This is a genomic window from Kocuria sp. U4B, from assembly GCF_054875615.1.
Map to the genome: position 1 here is coordinate 2,893,326 of NZ_CM142180.1, position 16,905 is coordinate 2,910,230.

A 16,905-nucleotide genomic window follows, 5' to 3' on the forward strand; every position below is an offset into this window, starting at 1 on the left:
AGCCCGAGCGGCCATGAGCAGTTCCTCCCCCCGGTCGGGAGTGGTGGAGGCCAACGGCACCGTCTTCTTCGTCGAGCGACGAGGACAGGGCCTCTCGCTGCTGCTGATCCACGGTGCCGGCCAGGATGCCGGGATGCTGGGAGCACTGGCCCAGGCGCTCGCCATGGCCGGTTTCCAGGTTCTTGTCTACGACCGGCGGGGAACCGGCCATTCCGGGCGGGATGCCTGGCCGGGGGGCGGGGTGGACCAGCACGTGGAGGATGCCGCCGCCCTCATCCGGTTGTTCTCCTTCGCTCCGGCGGTGCTCGTGGGGGTGGACTCGGGCGGGATCATCGCCTTCAAGCTCGCCGAGCAGTACCCGGAGTGCGTCCTGCATGCAGTGGTGTGGGAGCCGCCCGTCGCCGGAGTGACGTCGAACGGACGCGAGGGCGCGGGGCAGCTGTTCCTGCCCGTGACCGCGCACCTCGCCGAGCACCCCCAGGACTACATCGGTGCGCAGGCGATCCTGCTCAGCGCCGCCACCGGTGCGCCCGTCAGCATCGACGACCCCGACTTCGCGCGGGTTCGGGTCAACGCCGAAGCGATGGTGCGGGACGAGCCGGCGATCGCGGGCACGACGTTCACCGAGGGCCTGCGGTCGCGCCCGGTGACGGTGGCGACCGGTGACGAGCCGAACGAGCTGGTGCGGGCCGGCGCCGCTGAGCTGGCGCGGCTGAGCGAGAAGCCGGTGCACCGGGTGGCCGGTCGTGGTGACGTCTACCTGACCGACCCGTGCGTCCTGGCCGATCTGGTCATCGACGTGCTGTCCGACGCATGCGGCGCCGCGGTGCAGCAGGGAAGGCCGGCACCGGAGTGACCGGCACGGTGGCGCCGATCCCGGGGCGAGCAGCCTCCAGCGGTCACACCGTGAGACGTTCAGCCCGGCCCATGCTGCGGACCCTGCCACGAGCGCGTGGCCCGGGCCGCTTCGCGGCGCGTGCTGACGCCCAGCTTGTCGAGGACCGAGGAGACGTGGTGGTCGACGGTGCGGACCGAGAGCACGAGCTGCTCGGCGATCTGCGCGTTCGTCAGCCCCGCGCTGAGCAGCTGGGCGACCTCGAGCTGACGGTCGGTCAGACCGGCGGGGTTGCCTCGTGTGCGGCGGGTGGGACCACGGGGGATGGTGCGCACTCCCAGATCGTGCAGACGGTGCTTGACATGCCTCGCGGCCGGCGCGGCGTCCAGCTCGATGAGCATGTCGAAGGCGCGCAGGGTGGCGTCCGGCTGCCCTGATTCGGCGAGCTCGAGCGCCTCCTCGTAGGGGTCACCGGCCCGGCGCCACGCCTCCGCGGCGCCCAGCCAGTTCCCGGCCACCCCCAGCTGCCACGGGCTGGGAGGGTCGTCCACCGGTGACTGCGAAGGGGGGACGTCCACCCCAGCGCGCAGAGCATAGCGCCGGATCTCTGCGTCGATCGGTCCTGCGCCCGGCCGGGAGGCGTGCTGCGACCACCCGTCGAGCACACGTTCCGCCTCGCTCGGCTGATCAGCCAGCCAGGCCCACTCCACCAGGGCGGGGCCCGCGAGCCCCAGCGCGGTGAGCGTGCCCTGGTCGAGGGCCCGTTGCCAGCAGGTGAGCAGCACGTCCCTGACGTCGGGCTCGCCCAGGCGTGCCTGGAGCCTGGCGTGACCGGACAGGGAGTAGAGGAGGAGCATGCCCGGGTCGGTGAAACGGTCGATGAGCCCGCTCAGCTCGTGCAGGGCCGCGCCCCAGTTCCCCTTCCGCTGCTGCAGGAGGGCGTGGTGGACTTCCAGGTTGTACGCGTCCGGCCAGAACTCCCAGTCCCGGACGTATCCCAGCCCCTCGTCCAAGTGCTTCTCCAGCTCGTGGTAGCGCCCGTACCGGTACAGCTGTTCGGCGGTCTTGGCGTAGTTGCGGGCCAGCGGCTCCAGCGCCCCGGCGTCCCGGGCCGTGTCCATGCTGCGGTCCAGGGCGCGGAGCCGCTCCTCGAAGGTCAGCTCCGGGTCGCACTGTGCCAGGTAGATGAGGCACAGGGCGACCACGTCCTGGCGGCCGCGGATCTCGGCCTGCGCCCTCGCGTCGCGCAGCGTCTTCACGGCGTCCTCGTGGGAGCCCCCCAACGAGAGCAGCATCCCCAGGCACGCACGTGCCTCCGCCGCGATGGCCGGGTCACGGCCCTCGGCGAGCTCGACGGCGCGGGAGGCACCGGCCCGGGCCTCGGGCAGGTTGCCGGCCAGGAACAGTTGCCGGCCGCGGCGGATCAGCGCCTTGGCCTCGCCGAGCTGGTCGCCCAGGGCGCGGAACAGCTCTACTGCTCTGCGGGAGTGCTCGACGGCCTGGCTGATGTGGTGGGCGCTGTAGAGCTCCCAGGCGTAGGCGTCGAGGACGGCAGCCAGCTGGGCGTCGGACAGCAGGACCTCGTGCTGCAACGCCGCCTGGTAGAACTCCAGTGCCTGCCGGTGGGCGCCGGCCTTGGCGGACAGCTCTCCGGCGCGGGGTGCGAACTCGACGACCGTCGCCGTGTCCCTGCAGCGGATGGCGTGGTGGACCAGCCGCGGCAGGTGCTCCTCGCCCCGCCGTTTGAGCAGCTCGGTCACGTCGCGCTGGAGCTGCCGCCTCCGCAGCCCGCTGAACGAGGCCTCGGTCGCCATGCGCGCGATCTCGTGCCGGAAACGGACGCCTCCCTCCTCGACGAGGAGGATCCCCCGCTCCTCGGCTTCGGCGAGCGCTGCGAAGTCCTCACCCAGCAGCTGCTCGGCCAGCTCGAACTCGAGCATGCCGGGCCACACCGAGATCCGCTCCGTCGCGCGGCGGACCGGCTCGGACAGCTGCTGGAGCCTGGCCGCCACGGCTGCCGAGAGCGTTTCGGGAACCGGCGCGTCGGCCCGCACGGCCAGTGCCTCGGTGACGTAGAACGGGTTCCCCCCGGTCATCTCGTGCAGGTGTCGCGCCTCGTGAGCACGGTGGCCGGCCAGGAGCCGGACCGCCTCGAGACTGAGCGGGCCCGGGCGCAGCCAGGTGGCCGGCGTCGTCGTGGGGGCTGCGAGGAGGCGCTGCATCGGGTGGTCCGGGCCCACCTCGTCGTCCCGGTAGGACGCGACGAGGAGCGTCCGCAGGTGCTCCAGCCGGCGCGCGAGGTAGGCCAGCACGTCCAGCGTGGCCTCGTCGGCCCACTGCACGTCCTCCACCAGCACGATCGTCGGTGCCCCTGTCTCCAGTAGGTTCGTGACCGCCGCCAGGACGTCGTGCAGGACACCCCGGTTGAAGGCGGCGAGGGCAGCAGCACTTGCGTCCTCGAAGGCCTCGCGCAGCGCCCCGAACGGATGGGCGGTGATGAGGTTGTCGCAACGGCCCCGGTGCACGCGGACACCGGCCGGGACGGCCTCCAGCATCGCGTCGAGGAGGCTGGTCTTGCCGATCCCGGCCTCTCCTGCGACGAGCGCGAATCCGCCCTGGCCGGCCATCACGCGATCGACCAGTCCCGCGAGGACGGTCAGCTCGACGTCCCGTTCCAGCAGAACGTGCTCCGGACGGGTCCGCGGCTGCCAGCGGACGGACCCGCCGCCGCGGGAGTTCGCGCGCGCGAGGCCGCTCCCGTCGGCGGTGGACCCCTGCGTCGACAGGTCGTCCAGCAGATGCGGGCCGTGCCTGCCCGTGGTCATGTGACCCCCCTGTGCATCGAGAGGAGGCTGGGAGCATGGCGTGGCTCGACCACGGCCTCCCAGACGGTCCCCTGGACGTGGCCCGACATCCCCGTCGCCGGACTCGTCATGTGCAAATCAGCGTAGCCCCGACCGGACGGTCCCAGGGCAGTTGGCGGGGTTGTTACCCCACGTCACCCCGACAATGACGAACACGAAACGTGTGCTCTAGCACACGGCCCTGGTCGGGGCCGGAACGTCGGCGGGCGGCCGGTGCATGCCGCAGACGGCCCGACGGCCCCGGTCGGTGGGCCGGCTCGTGGAGCCGCACGGCGCGGCGGCGGTTCGCGATCGCGGTGATCGTCTGCGCTGGGGTGCTCAGCCCGGGTCGGCCCGGGCGCGGACGGTCAGCGCCGCCCGCGCGTCCTCGCGGGCCGGGCCGGGAGCCGGCGGAAGGTCCAGGTCCAGGATCCGCCACCCGGCGACGGGCCGCCCCGGGGCGGGGCCCGCCCCGACCTCGTCGACGGAGGGGTCGCGGAACAATCCCGAGCCCAGGGCCTTGAGCAGGGACTCCTTGCGCGCCCACACCGTGGTCACGGCGGCCGGGCGGTCCGCGGCGGGCAGGGCCCGCAGGGCGGCGATCTCGGCGGGATGGAGCACGGTGAGCACCTGCTCGGCGGCGACCGGGTCCTGGACGTGCTCGACGTCCACCCCCACCTCGCGCTCGGCGGTGGCCACGAGCACCAGGCCGCCGCTGTGCGAGAGGGAGAAGCACAGGGCGTGGTCCTCGAGCCGCGGCTTGGGCCGGGGCCCCCGGGCGGGGACGGGCGGACCCAGGCGCAGTGAGCCCGGGTCCGTGCCGGTGCGGGAGGCGAGCACGTGGCGCAGCACGCAGTGGGCGGCCACGAACCGCCGCCGGTCGGACGCGTAGCGGAACGCCGCGGCCCGGGCCCGCTCGCCGTCGTCCAGGCAGTCCCGGACCGACTCCGCCCAGCCGGTCAGCGGGTCCACGCGGGCGAGCGCCACCCGCACGTCCGCGGGGGCGCCCGGCACCGGCAGCTCGACCAGGCCGGGCACGGCCGGCGGGACGCTCACGCCCCCGCCGTCTCAGCGGAGCGGGCGGCGGGGCTCATCCGCGGTCCCCGGGCACGACGCCGAAGAGCGTGCGCTCGAGCAGCTCGAGCAGCTCGGGCCCGTGCCCGAGCAGGGCGTGGTGGCCGCCCGGCAGGGCGCGGGTCAGCACGGGCCCCGTGCTCAGCCCGCGCCAGCCCTCCATCGAGGCCGCCGGGGCCGCCTCGTCCCCGGCGGCGGCCAGCAGCAGCAGCGGCGTGGCCACCGGCCCCGGCAGGTGCTCGTGGCCCAGGGTCAGGGCGAGGTCGGCCCGCAGGATCCGCAGCTGCATGGACAGGAAGCCGGGGTCCTCCAGCACCACCGGCGGGGTGCCGCCCAGGTCGCGCAGCCACGCGGTGAGGGCCTCGTCGGAGCGCAGCACCTCGCGGATCTCGGCGTCGTCCCGGGCGCCCGGCGCGGACCGCGCGGACAGGCACAGCAGGCCGGTGCGCCCGGGCAGGCGCCGCTCGAGCGCGGCCGTGAGCTCCGCCGCGACCACGGCGCCCATGCTGTGGCCCAGCACGGCGGTGGGCAGCTCGTCGGCGGCCAGCACGGCTTCCACGGCGGGCAGCGCCTCCGCGAGGACCTCCTCGACCGAACGCGCCGGCTCCTCGCGCAGCCGGGACTCCCGTCCGGGGTACCGGACCGCGAGCAGCTCGACTCCGGGCCGGTGCAGGAAGCGGAAGAAGCCGGCCCCGGAGCCGGCCGGGGGCAGGCACACCAGCCGCCAGCGGGCCGGGGCCCCGCCGGCCGGGGGAGCACCGGGGCGGCGGCCGAGGTCCACGAGGACACGGTCGCCGGCGCCGCGGGGTCGGGCGGGCCGGTGGACCGTCGCGGGGGAGCGGTCGGGAGTGGCGGTCATTCGTCGTCGTCCTCGTGCTGGTCGTGCGTGGCCTCCTCCCGGCGCCGGGACCCGGCCCAGCGGTCGCGGTCCGGTCCGGCCTCGCGGGAGGGGCGTCGGCGCAGGGGCTCGACGGCCATCGTCTCACCTGCGACCCGCACGACGCCCGCACCGTCGGGCCTCCGCCGCGCCGGCACGGCGGCAGCGAGACGCCGCACCTCGCCGGGGCGACGGACCCAGGCGTCCCCGGCCGCCGTCCCGGGGCAGCACGAGGGCCGGTCACCGTGGTCGGTGACCGGCCCTGGCAGCGCGGCGGGAAGCACCGGAGCACTGCGCTCCGGGCGCCCTGATCAGGAGATGGTGGCCAGGACCGTGCCGGCGGAGACGGTGTCGCCGGGGCTGACGTCGAGCCCGGAGACGGTGCCGGCCTTGTGCGCGGTCAGGGGCTGCTCCATCTTCATGGCCTCGAGCACCAGCACGAGGTCGCCCTCGGCGACCTCGTCGCCGTTGTCGACGGCGATCTTCACGATGGTGCCCTGCATCGGGGAGGTCAGCCCGTCGCCGCCGGCCCCGGCCGCGGAGCCGCCGCGCGAGGAGCGGCTCTTGCGCGGCTTGGCCGCGGTGCCGTTGGGCTTGGCCGTGCCCGGCAGGGCCGGCAGGACGACCTCGAGGCGCTTGCCGGCGACCTCCACCACGATGGCCTGGCGCTCCTCGGCCTCGGGGGCGGCCTGCGGGGTGGCGTCGAAGGGCGGGACCGTGTTGTGGAACTCCGTCTCGATCCAGCGGGTGTGCACCGTGAACGGCGAGCCGTCCTCCGGGGCGAACGCGGGGTCGGCGACCACGGCGCGGTGGAACGGCACGACCGTGGGCATGCCCTCGATCCGCAGCTCCTCCAGCGCCCGGCGGGAGCGCTCGAGCGCCTGCCGGCGGGTCGCCCCGGTGACGACGAGCTTCGCGAGCATGGAGTCGAAGTTCCCGCCCACGGTCTCCCCGGCCTCGACGCCGGAGTCCACGCGCACGCCGGGCCCGGAGGGGAGGGAGAACGCCGAGATGGTGCCGGGGGAGGGCATGAAGTTCCGGCCCGGGTCCTCCCCGTTGATCCGGAACTCCAGTGAGTGCCCGCGCACCTCGGGGTCCTCGTAGCCGAGGGCCTCGCCGCGGGCCAGCCGGAACTGCTCGCGGACCAGGTCGATGCCCGTGACCTCCTCGGAGACCGGGTGCTCGACCTGCAGGCGGGTGTTGACCTCGAGGAAGGAGATGGTGCCGTCGCGGCCCACCAGGAACTCGCACGTGCCCGCGCCCTGGTAGCCGGCCTCCCGCAGGATCGCCTTGGAGGACTCGTAGAGCCGCCGGTTCTGCTCCTCGCTGAGGAAGGGGGCGGGGGCCTCCTCCACGAGCTTCTGGTTGCGCCGCTGCAGGGAGCAGTCGCGGGTGGAGACGACGACCACGTTGCCGTGCGCGTCGGCCAGGCACTGGGTCTCCACGTGCCGGGGGGCGTCGAGGAAGCGCTCCACGAAGCACTCCCCGCGGCCGAACGCGGCCGTGGCCTCGCGCACCGCGGACTCGTAGAGCTCGGGGATGGCCTCGCGCTCGCGGACCACCTTGATGCCGCGCCCGCCGCCGCCGAACGCGGCCTTGATCGCGATGGGCAGCCCGTGCTCGTCGGCGAAGGCGAGTACCTCGTCGGCGGAGGTGACGGGGTCCGTGGTGCCGGGCACCTGCGGGGCGTTCACCTTCTCGGCGATGTGCCGGGCGGCGACCTTGTCGCCGAGCTTGGCGATCGCCGCCGGCGGCGGGCCGATCCAGGTCAGGCCGGCCTCGAGCACGGCCAGGGCGAACTCGGCGTTCTCCGACAGGAAGCCGTAGCCCGGGTGCACGGCGTCGGCGCCGGAGCGGGCGGCCACGTCGAGGATCTTGTCGATCACGAGGTAGGACTCCGCGGCGGTGTTGCCGCCGAGCGCGTACGCCTCGTCGGCCATCCGGGCGTGCAGGGCGTCCCGGTCGGGGTCGGCGTACACGGCCACCGAGGCGATGCCCTCGTCCCGCGCGGCGCGGATCACGCGCACGGCGATCTCCCCGCGGTTGGCGACGAGCACCTTGGTGATGGGGCGGATGGCGCCGTCCGCGGGCTTGTTAGGGGTCACGTCTCACTCCTTGTCGAATCCTCGGATGCACTGTATTCCCCGGCGCGGCGGATCGCCCAACCACGGGTGGGGCCACCGGAAATGCGGTGCCGTTTCTGTAGGAGTCCTACAAAGAGGGGCGGGCGGCTCAGCCGCGGGGCGCCCACAGCTGGGGCACGGACACCCCGGCCCGGCCGGCCAGCGTGCGCAGGGTGCTCAGGCTCAGCCCGATGACGGCGTGCACGTCCCCCTCGACGCGCTCGACGAACGAGGCGCCCAGGGAGTCGATGGTGAAGGACCCGGCGACCTGCAGGGGCTCGCCGGTGGCGACGTAGGCCGCGACCTCGTCGTCGGACATCCGCGCGAAGAACACCTCGGCGCTCGCGGGGGCGCCGCCCGCGAAGCCGGTGCCCCCGGCGGCGGGGTCGCGGGTGTCCACGAGCCAGTGGCCGGTGTGCAGCACGCCGGAGCGCCCGCGCATGGCCGTGATCCGGGCGGTGGCCGTGCGCGCGTCGAGCGGCTTGCCGTGGACCTCGCCGTCGAAGGCGAAGACCGAGTCGCAGCCGAGCACCAGGGCCCCCGCCGCCTCGGGCAGCGCGGCGACCGCCTCGGCCTTCGCTCGCGCCAGGACCATCGCCGTCTCCTCGGCGTCCGTGACGCCCCGGGCGCGCACGACGGCGTCCTCGTCCACGTCGGAGATCAGCCGGTCGTGGCCGATCCCGGCGTCGGTCAGCAGCTTGGTGCGGGCGGGGGAGCGGGAGGCGAGGACGAGGCGGGGAGTCACGGTCCCAGGATACGCGGGCCCCGGCCGCCGCCGGGGGGCGGCGGCCGGGGCCGGGGCGCTGGGTGCGCCCCGGCCCCGGCGCCCCGGTTCCGGCGCCCCGGCGGGACGGCCCGGGGCCCGCGGGCGGCCTAGAAGAAGCCCTGGGCGTCCTCGGAGTAGGACACCAGCAGGTTCTTCGTCTGCTGGTAGTGCTCGAGCATCATCAGGTGGTTCTCGCGGCCGATGCCGGAGGACTTGTACCCGCCGAACGCCGAGTGCGCGGGGTAGTTGTGGTACTGGTTCACCCACACGCGCCCGGCCTCGATGTCGCGCCCGGCGCGGTAGGCGAGGTTGCCGTTGCGGGCCCACACGCCCGCGCCCAGGCCGTAGAGGGTGTCGTTGGCGGTGGCGACGGCCTCGGCGTAGTCGGCGAACCGGGTCACGGAGAGCACAGGACCGAAGATCTCCTCCTGGAAGATGCGCATCGAGTTGCGGCCCTCGAACACGGTCGGGGAGACGTAGAAGCCCTCGGCCAGGTCGCCGCCGAGCTCGTTGCGCTCCCCGCCCACGAGCACCTTCGCGCCCTCCTGGACGCCGATGTCGATGTAGGACAGGATCTTCTGCAGCTGGTCGTTGGAGGCCTGCGCGCCGACCTGGGTGTTGAGGTCCAGGGGGTTGCCCTGGACCATGCCCCTGACGCGCTCGATCCCGTCGGCCAGCAGCCGGTCGTAGATGGAGTCCTGGATCAGGGCCCGGGAGGGGCAGGTGCAGACCTCGCCCTGGTTGAGGGCGAAGAACGCGAAGCCCTCGAGGGCCTTGTCGTAGAAGGCGTCCTGGGCGGCGGCGACGTCGGCGAAGAAGATGTTGGGGGACTTGCCGCCGAGCTCCAGGGTCACCGGGATGATGTTCTGGGACGCGTACTGCATGATCAGCCGGCCCGTGGTGGTCTCGCCGGTGAAGGCGATCTTGCGGATCCGCGGGCTGGAGGCCAGCGGCTTGCCCGCCTCCACGCCGAAGCCGTTGACGACGTTGACCACACCCGGGGGCAGCAGGTCGGCGATGAGCTCGACGAGCACCATGATCGACGCCGGGGTCTGCTCGGCGGGCTTGAGGACGACGGCGTTGCCCGCGGCGAGGGCCGGGGCGAGCTTCCACACGGCCATGAGGATGGGGAAGTTCCACGGGATGATCTGCCCGACCACGCCCAGGGGCTCGTGGAAGTGGTAGGACGTCGTGTTGTCGTCCAGCTGCGACAGGGAGCCCTCCTGGGCGCGGATGGCCCCGGCGAAGTAGCGGAAGTGGTCGATCGCCAGGGCGATGTCGGCGTTGATGGTCTCGCGCACCGGCTTGCCGTTGTCCCAGGTCTCGGCGACGGCGAGCATCTCGAGGTGGGCCTCCATCCGGTCGGCGATCCGGTGGAGCACGAGCGCGCGCTCCGCGACGGGGGTCTTCCCCCACGAGGGCGCGGCGGCCCACGCCGCGTCCAGCGCCGCCTCGACGTCCTCGGCGGTGCCGCGGGCGACCTCGGTGAACGGCTTGCCGTTGACCGGGGAGATGTTCTCGAAGTACCGGCCCTTGGCGGGGGCGACCCACTGCCCGCCGATCCAGTGCTCGTAGCGGGGCTTGAAGGTCACCTTCGAGCCCTCTGTGCCCGGCGGCGCGTAGACGGTGGTGATTGGCTGCGTTTCGACGGTCATGGCCGGCTGCTCCTTGTGCGAGGTGCGGGTGCGGCGCGGACGTCCCGTCGCGCCGGTGTGATGCAGCTCACGCTACGCGCGGGACCGTTGCACGGACGTTGCACGCGGTGTCCGCCCCGGTGTCCGCCTTGATGGCGGCGCGGGCAGGACATTGCGGACGCGTTCAGCGGCGCAGGCGCTCCAGCTCCAGCACGGCCTGCGCCCGGGCGGGGGAGCGGGCGGGCAGCAGGCGCAGCAGCAGCGCCCACGCCTCGGCGTCGTCGGCGGCCTCGGGCAGGGCCAGGTACTGGCGCACGGCCCCGGCGGAGCCGTCGGTGAGCACGGCCTCGCGCAGCAGCCCGGACAGGCGGTGGCGCAGGGCCACGACCCACGGGGCGTCCGAGTGCGGCAGCAGCGCCCCGGTGTACTCGCCCAGCGCGCGCCGGTGGAAGCCGCGGGCGAGCAGGTCCAGCACCCGGCCGGCGTCGGAGGACAGGGGTGCTTCGAGCCGGTAGGGGCGGGAGGCGACCGTCAGCCCGTGCGGCTCCAGCAGCCGCCGCAGGCGCAGCACCTCCGCCCGGACCGTGGTCTCCCGGGCGCGGCCGTCCCACAGCCGGTCCGAGAGCTCCGCGGTGCTCAGCCCGCTGCCGCTGCGGGACAGGGCCAGGAGGATCTCCGCGTGCCGCTCCGTGAGCTCGACGGCTCGCCCGCCCAGCACCAGGGCCGGCGGGGTCCCGCCCAGCACGCGCAGCGCGGGGCCGGGCGCCGGGACGGCACAGGTGTGCGGGTCCGGCCCGGTGCGCAGTGCCGGGTCGGCCCGCAGGCCGGTGCGCAGGGCCAGGGCGAGCTCGGCCTGCGCGGCGCGCACGGCGGCGCCGATGAGCGCGCGCGTGGCGGGGGCGACGGCGGCGTCGCCGCCGGTGAGGTCCACGGCCCCGAGCAGGTCACCGGTGACCGGGTGCAGCAGCGGGGAGGCCGTGCAGGACCAGCGGCGCGCCTCGGGGTAGAAGTGCTGCTCGCGGTGCACGGTCACGGTGCGGCGCAGCACGAGTGCTGTGCCGGGGGCGTTGGTGCCCACGGCGGGCTCGGACCAGTCGGCGCCCTCGACGAAGCCCATGGTCTCGGCGCGGCGGCGGGTCGCGGCGCTGCCCCGCACCTGCAGGAGCACGCCGTGGGGGTCCGTGACGGCGACCACGAGCCCGGTGTCCTCGGCCAGCGGGGTGAGCAGCTCGTCGAGGACCGGCAGCAGCAGCCGCAGGGGTGCCCGGGCGTCGCGGACGTCGGCGCGGTCGAGCACGACGCGGGGCGCGCAGCGCTCCGGCGCCGCCAGGTGGTGCAGGGACCGGGCCCAGGACAGCCGCAGCAGCGGGTCCGTCGTCGTCCTCTCCACCGGTGCGCCCATTCCCCACCCCTTACCGGACGCCGTGATGCGCGTCCCGCTTCCGCGTCCCAGGGTAGCGAGGCCGGGACGCGGATGCGCCGAGGGGCGGCGTCCGGACCGAATGCGTCGTGCATCCGGTCCGGACGCCGCCCCTCGGGGGCGGGGACGGGCGTCAGCGCGCGTCGGCGGGGGCCGGCGCCGCCACGGCCTCGGGGGCCTCGGGGGCGAACGGGTCCCCGGCGCGGGGGGCGTCGTAGAGGTCCCGGTCCAGCAGCCCCTCCCGGCGGGCGACGATCGTCGGCACCAGGGCCTGGCCGGCCACGTTGAGCGCGGTGCGGCCCATGTCGATGATCGGGTCGACGGCGAGCAGCAGGCCGACGCCGTCGAGGGGCAGGCCGAGGGTCGACAGGGTCAGGGTCAGCATCACGGTGGCGCCGGTGGTGCCGGCGGTGGCGGCGGAGCCGAGCACGGAGACCAGGGCGATGAGCACGTAGTGCGTCACGTCCAGGTCGATGCCGTAAAACTGCGCCACGAACAGCGCGGCGATCGCGGGGTAGACCGCGGCGCAGCCGTCCATCTTGGTCGTCGCGCCCAGGGGCACGGCGAAGGACGCGTAGGCCCGGGGCACGCCGAGGTTGCGCTCGGTGACGCGCTGGGTCAGCGGCATGGTGCCCACCGAGGAGCGGGAGACGAAGCCGAGCTGGACGGCCGGCCACACGCCCGAGTAGTACTGCCGGATGCTCAGCCCGTGCAGGCGCACGAGCACCGGGTAGACCACGAACGCCACGACCAGCAGGCCGGCGTAAACGGTGGCCACGAACACGACCAGCCCGCCCATCGAGGTCCAGCCGTACTCGTAGACCGCGCGCCCGATCAGGCCCAGGGTGCCGAGCGGGGCCAGGCGGATGATCCACCACACGACCTTCTGCACCACGGCCAGCGCGGAGCGCACGACGGCCAGGAACGGCTCGGCGGGGGCGCCCACCTTCAGCGCGGCGATGCCGACGGCGGCGGAGACCACGAGCACCTGGAGGACGTTGAAGTTCGCCGCGGTCTTCACGGTCTCGGCGTCCACGACGGTGGAGGAGACCTGCAGGCCCAGGAAGTTCCCGGGGACGAGGCCGGTGAGGAACGCGAGCCACGAGCCCTGCGTGCCCGTGTACGCCTCGGCCGGGGTGGCGGCCGCGGCGCCGGCGCCGGGCTGGACGACCAGGCCGAGCACGAGCCCGACGGTCACGGCGAGCAGGGCGGTGATGCCGAACCACAGCAGGGTCTTCCACGCCAGGCGCGCGGCGTTGGAGACCTCCCGCAGGTTGGCGATCGAGGAGATCACCGCGGTCACGATGAGGGGGACGACGGCGGCCTTGAGCAGGCTGACGTAGCTGGTGCCGATGGTGTCGAGCGTGGTCATCAGCCAGTTGGGGGCCGTCTCCGGGTCACCGCCGAGGGCGTCGGCGGCGGCGCCGAGAGCGACGCCCAGGACGAGCGCCAGGAGGATCTGCGGGCCGAAGGAGGTCATCCACCGGGGCAGACGGCGAGTGCTTTCTGCGGAAATCATGTGCTCTACGGTACGGCGGCGAACCATAGGAGGTCGAGGCTTTATGACGTTTGTGTTACGTGGGTTCGGTCACAGGTTCAGGGCATATTCCAAGGTGTCCAGGCCCACGGAGCCGAGCCGCAGGGCGCGGGAGTGGAAGTCCTTGAGCTCGAATCCCGGTCCGGCCGCGGCCCGCGCCCGGTCCCGGGCCTCCTCCCAGAGCCGCTGGCCCACCTTGTAGGACGGGGCCTGGCCGGGCCAGCCCATGTAGCGCATCCACTCGAAACGCAGCGTGGCGTCGTGCATGACGATGTTCTCGCGCAGGAACCGCCACCCGTCCTCGGGCGTCCACACCTGCCCGGGGCGCGCGCCGCCCAGGGCGTCGCCGAGCTCCGCGGGGATCCGGTAGCCGCAGTGGAAGCCGATGTCGAAGACCACCCGCGCCGCGCGCAGCCGCTGGGAGTCGAGCATGCCCATCCGGTCCCCGGCATCCTGGAGGAAGCCCAGCTCGTCCATGAGCCGCTCCGCGTACAGGGCCCAGCCCTCGCCGTGGCCCGCGACCCAGATCCCGGCGCGCCGCCAGAGGTTGAGCTCCCCCGAGTTGGCCAGGGCGGTGGCGAACTGGAGGTGGTGGCCCGGCACGCCCTCGTGGTAGACGGTCGTGGTCTCCTCCCACGTGGCGAAGCTGTCGGCGCCCTCGGGCACCGACCACCACATTCGTCCCGGGCGGGAGAAGTCCGCGCTGGGCATCGAGTAGTAGATGCCGCCGTCGTGGGTGGGGGCGATCCGGCACTCGAGCCGGCGCATGGGCCCCGTCATCTCGAAGTGGGTGTCCGCGAGCGCCTCCACGGCCGCGTCGGAGAGCTCCTGCATCCACGCCTGCAGGGCGTCGGTGCCGTGCAGGCGGCGCTCCGGGTCCGCGTGGAGGGCGGCCATGGCCTGCTTGACGCCCGCCCCCGGGGCGATCCGGCGGGCGAGCAGCTCCTGCTCCGCGACGAGCGCGTGCAGCTGCTCGACGCCCCACGCGTAGACCTCCGCGGGGTCCACGACGGCGCCGAGGAACTGCTGCAGGCGCAGCACGTACTCGTCGGGCCCCACGGCGTCGGACTCCGGGGCGCCCGGGCTCAGCTCGTGGCCGAGGGTCTCGGCCAGCCGGAGGTAGGCGCCGCGGGCCGCGCCGGCCGCGTCGGCGAGCTCCTCGCGCAGGGCGCCGGGGACGCGGGGGTCCCGGGCGAGCAGGGCGAAGGACCCGTGCGCCGACGCGTAGCCCGTGCACATCCGGGCGGCGTTGCGCAGCTGTGCCGCGGAGGCCGAGCGGCCGCGGGAGCGCGCCTCGCGCAGGGCCCGGGTGTAGGAGTCCACCGCGGCGGGCACGCTGCGCAGCCGCCCGGCGATGCGGACCCAGTCCTCCTCCGACTCCTGGGGCAGGACGTCGAAGACGTCGCGGATCTCCTGGACGGGGGAGGAGATGTTGTTGACCTCCCACCCGGTCAGGCCCGCCTCGTGCAGGGTGAGGTCCAGGCCCAGCCGCTCGCGCAGGGCGTGGGCGGTCACCCGGTCGACGTCGTCCGCCGGCTCGGCGCGGGCCAGCTCGGCGAGCGCGGCGCGGGCCGCGTCGGCGTAGGCCTGCCCGCCCTCGGGGCCGAAGTCCCGGTACGCGGTCTCGTGCCCGGGGAAGCCGTGGACGGTGGCCCGGGCCGGGTCGAGCTCCATGGTGCGGCGGAACCACCGCTCGGCCACCGCGTCGACGGCGGTGGGCGCCCGGTGGGAGGTGCCGAGGGGGGCCGGGGCGCGGCCGGTGGCGGGCGCGCGGCCGGGCGGGGGAGTGCTCATGGACGTCACAGTAGCGCCGGAGCCGCCCCGGACCGGGGAGCGGGACCGTCCCCGTGCCGCCCGCCCCGCGCCGTCCGGGCCGGTCCGGGGCGGCTCAGGCCTCCGGCCGGGTCCGCCGCCAGGCGCCGCGGCCCGGGCGCAGCCGCAGGCCCAGCCGCATCCGCCGGAACTGGGACCGGCGGCCCGCGGAGCTCCTCGGGTCGGCGTCGGCCTGCTCCTGGCGGGCCAGCAGCACCGCGGTGACCGCGGCGATCTCCTCGGGCGTCGGGCTGCCGGCGACGAAGCGCAGCGCGGGGGCGCCCTCGTCGGGCTGGGGAGCGGTCACAGCGGGATGTTCCCGTGCTTCTTGGCGGGCATCGACGCGCGCTTCTCGCGCAGCGCCCGCAGGGCCTGGAGCACCTGGACGCGGGTCTCCGAGGGCGCGACGACCGCGTCCACGTAGCCGAGCTCCGCGGCCTGGTACGGGTTGAGCAGCTCCTCCTCGTACTTGCGCACCAGCTCGGCGCGCAGCGCGTCGACGTCCTCGCCGCGCTCGGCCGCGGCCCTGAGGTCCCGGCGGTAGAGGATCTCCACCGCGCCCTGGGCGCCCATCACGCCGATCTGCGCCGTGGGCCAGGCGAGGTTGACGTCCGCCCCGAGCTTCTTCGAGCCCATCACGATGTACGCCCCGCCGTAGGCCTTGCGGGTGATCAGGGTGACCAGCGGGACCGTGGCCTCCGCGTAGGCGTAGAGCAGCTTCGCGCCGCGGCGGATGATGCCGTTGAACTCCTGGTCGGTGCCCGGCAGGAAGCCGGGCACGTCCACGAGGGTGAGGATCGGGATGTTGAACGCGTCGCAGTGGCGCACGAACCGGGCCGCCTTCTCGGAGGCGGCGATGTCGAGGGTGCCGGCGAACTGCATGGGCTGGTTCGCCACGATCCCCACGGTGTGGCCCTCGACCCGCGCGTAGCCGATGAGCACGTTCGGGGCGTAGAGGGCCTGCATCTCGAGGAAGTGCCCGTCGTCGACGACGGCCTCGATCACCGCCCGCATGTCGTAGGGCTGGTTCGCGGAGTCCGGGACCAGCTCGTCGAGGGAGAGGTCCAGGTCGGTGACCTCGTCGTCCTGGTCGTGGTCGAGCAGGGGCGCGTCCTGCAGGTTGTTGGCCGGGAGGAACTCCAGCAGCTCGTGGACGAACTCGAACGCGTCCTGCTCGTCCTCGGCGAGGTAGGTGGCGGTGCCCGTGGTCGTGTTGTGCTGGCGGGCCCCGCCGAGGGTCTCCATGTCGACCTCCTCGCCCGTGACGGTCTTGATGACGTCCGGGCCGGTGATGAACATGTGCGAGGTCTTGTCCACCATGACGATGAAGTCCGTCAGCGCCGGGGAGTACGCCGCCCCGCCCGCGCACGGGCCCATGATCAGGGAGATCTGCGGGACGACGCCGGAGGAGCGGACGTTCATGTTGAAGATGTCGGCGAACATGGCCAGGGAGGCCACGCCCTCCTGGATCCGCGCCCCGCCGCCGTCGTTGATGCCGACGACCGGGCAGCCGTTGCGCAGCGCGAACTTCTGCACCTTGACGATCTTCTCGCCGTTGACCTCGGAGAGGGATCCGCCGAAGACCGCGAAGTCCTGGGAGTAGACGGCCACCAGCCGGCCGTCGACCGTCCCGTAGCCGCTGACCACGCCGTCGCCGGGCAGCTTCTTCGCGGCCATGCCGAAGGCCGTCGAGCGGTGGGTGGCGAGGGCGTCGAACTCCACGAACGACCCCTCGTCCAGCAGCATCTCGACGCGCTCGCGGGCGGTGTTGCGCCCGCGGGCGTGCTGCTTGTCGATCGCCGCCTGCCCCGCGGGCGCCTCGGAGCGCGCCCGGCGCTCCCGGAAGTCGGCGATCTTGCCGGCGGTGGTCGTCAGGTCGTGGGTCATGGCACCTCGTGGTCGGGGACGCGGCCGGGCCGGGGTCGTGGCCCGGTCCGGGGCGGTCAGGGGACCCGACCCACTCTAATCCGCGGCCGGGGCGGGC

General features: G+C 74.2%; 13 protein-coding genes. 1 reads left to right on the plus strand and 12 read right to left on the minus strand.

Annotation, left to right across the window (positions count from 1 at the left end):
- The first annotated feature begins 13 nt into the window (after positions 1-13).
- Complete coding sequence (locus tag ACYSMR_RS13590; RefSeq protein WP_461745923.1) at positions 14-856, plus strand: alpha/beta hydrolase; 843 nt, start codon at positions 14-16, stop codon at positions 854-856.
- 59 nt (positions 857-915) lie between these two features.
- Here the strand turns inward: ACYSMR_RS13590 and ACYSMR_RS13595 are convergent, their stop codons facing one another.
- From ACYSMR_RS13595 to ACYSMR_RS13650, 12 genes are all read right to left on the minus strand, one after another.
- Positions 916-3,660, minus strand: a complete 2,745-nt coding sequence (locus ACYSMR_RS13595) for an ATP-binding protein (RefSeq protein WP_461745925.1) — start codon at positions 3,658-3,660, stop codon at positions 916-918.
- Between the two features lie 357 nt (positions 3,661-4,017).
- Complete coding sequence (locus tag ACYSMR_RS13600; RefSeq protein ID WP_251333073.1) at positions 4,018-4,734, minus strand: 4'-phosphopantetheinyl transferase family protein; 717 nt, start codon at positions 4,732-4,734, stop codon at positions 4,018-4,020.
- Positions 4,735-4,768: 34 nt separating this feature from the next.
- Positions 4,769-5,611 carry a thioesterase II family protein gene (locus tag ACYSMR_RS13605; RefSeq protein ID WP_461745927.1) on the minus strand — a complete coding sequence of 281 codons (843 nt, stop codon included), beginning with the start codon at positions 5,609-5,611 and terminating at the stop codon, positions 4,769-4,771.
- On the minus strand, positions 5,608-5,730 hold the full coding sequence (locus ACYSMR_RS13610; protein WP_461745929.1) for a hypothetical protein: 123 nt from the start codon (positions 5,728-5,730) through the stop codon (positions 5,608-5,610). Before ACYSMR_RS13610 ends, ACYSMR_RS13605 begins: the two co-directional genes overlap by 4 nt.
- Positions 5,731-5,940: 210 nt before the next feature.
- The gene (locus ACYSMR_RS13615) at positions 5,941-7,734 is read right to left on the minus strand and encodes an acetyl/propionyl/methylcrotonyl-CoA carboxylase subunit alpha (RefSeq protein WP_461745931.1); all 1,794 of its coding nucleotides are present in this window, start codon (positions 7,732-7,734) and stop codon (positions 5,941-5,943) included.
- A gap of 127 nt (positions 7,735-7,861) precedes the next feature.
- Entirely contained in the window at positions 7,862-8,497 is a 636-nt protein-coding gene (locus ACYSMR_RS13620; RefSeq protein WP_461745933.1) for a Maf family protein, read from the minus strand.
- Positions 8,498-8,625: 128 nt separating this feature from the next.
- The gene (gene exaC / locus ACYSMR_RS13625) at positions 8,626-10,173 is read right to left on the minus strand and encodes an acetaldehyde dehydrogenase ExaC (RefSeq protein WP_461745935.1); all 1,548 of its coding nucleotides are present in this window, start codon (positions 10,171-10,173) and stop codon (positions 8,626-8,628) included.
- A gap of 163 nt (positions 10,174-10,336) precedes the next feature.
- A complete protein-coding gene (locus tag ACYSMR_RS13630; protein WP_461745937.1) occupies positions 10,337-11,554 on the minus strand; it encodes a sigma-54-dependent transcriptional regulator family protein in 1,218 nt (405 codons plus the stop codon).
- Positions 11,555-11,705: 151 nt separating this feature from the next.
- Positions 11,706-13,091 (minus strand): dicarboxylate/amino acid:cation symporter, encoded by a 1,386-nt coding sequence (locus ACYSMR_RS13635; RefSeq protein ID WP_461745939.1) that lies wholly within the window; start codon positions 13,089-13,091, stop codon positions 11,706-11,708.
- Positions 13,092-13,160: 69 nt separating this feature from the next.
- Positions 13,161-14,903 carry a DUF885 domain-containing protein gene (locus ACYSMR_RS13640; protein ID WP_461745941.1) on the minus strand — a complete coding sequence of 581 codons (1,743 nt, stop codon included), beginning with the start codon at positions 14,901-14,903 and terminating at the stop codon, positions 13,161-13,163.
- A 94-nt stretch (positions 14,904-14,997) separates the two neighbouring features.
- Complete coding sequence (locus ACYSMR_RS13645; protein ID WP_251333081.1) at positions 14,998-15,228, minus strand: acyl-CoA carboxylase subunit epsilon; 231 nt, start codon at positions 15,226-15,228, stop codon at positions 14,998-15,000.
- Complete coding sequence (locus ACYSMR_RS13650; RefSeq protein WP_309126570.1) at positions 15,225-16,808, minus strand: acyl-CoA carboxylase subunit beta; 1,584 nt, start codon at positions 16,806-16,808, stop codon at positions 15,225-15,227. The genes ACYSMR_RS13645 and ACYSMR_RS13650 overlap by 4 nt, the downstream gene beginning before the upstream one ends.
- Positions 16,809-16,905 lie beyond the last annotated feature (97 nt).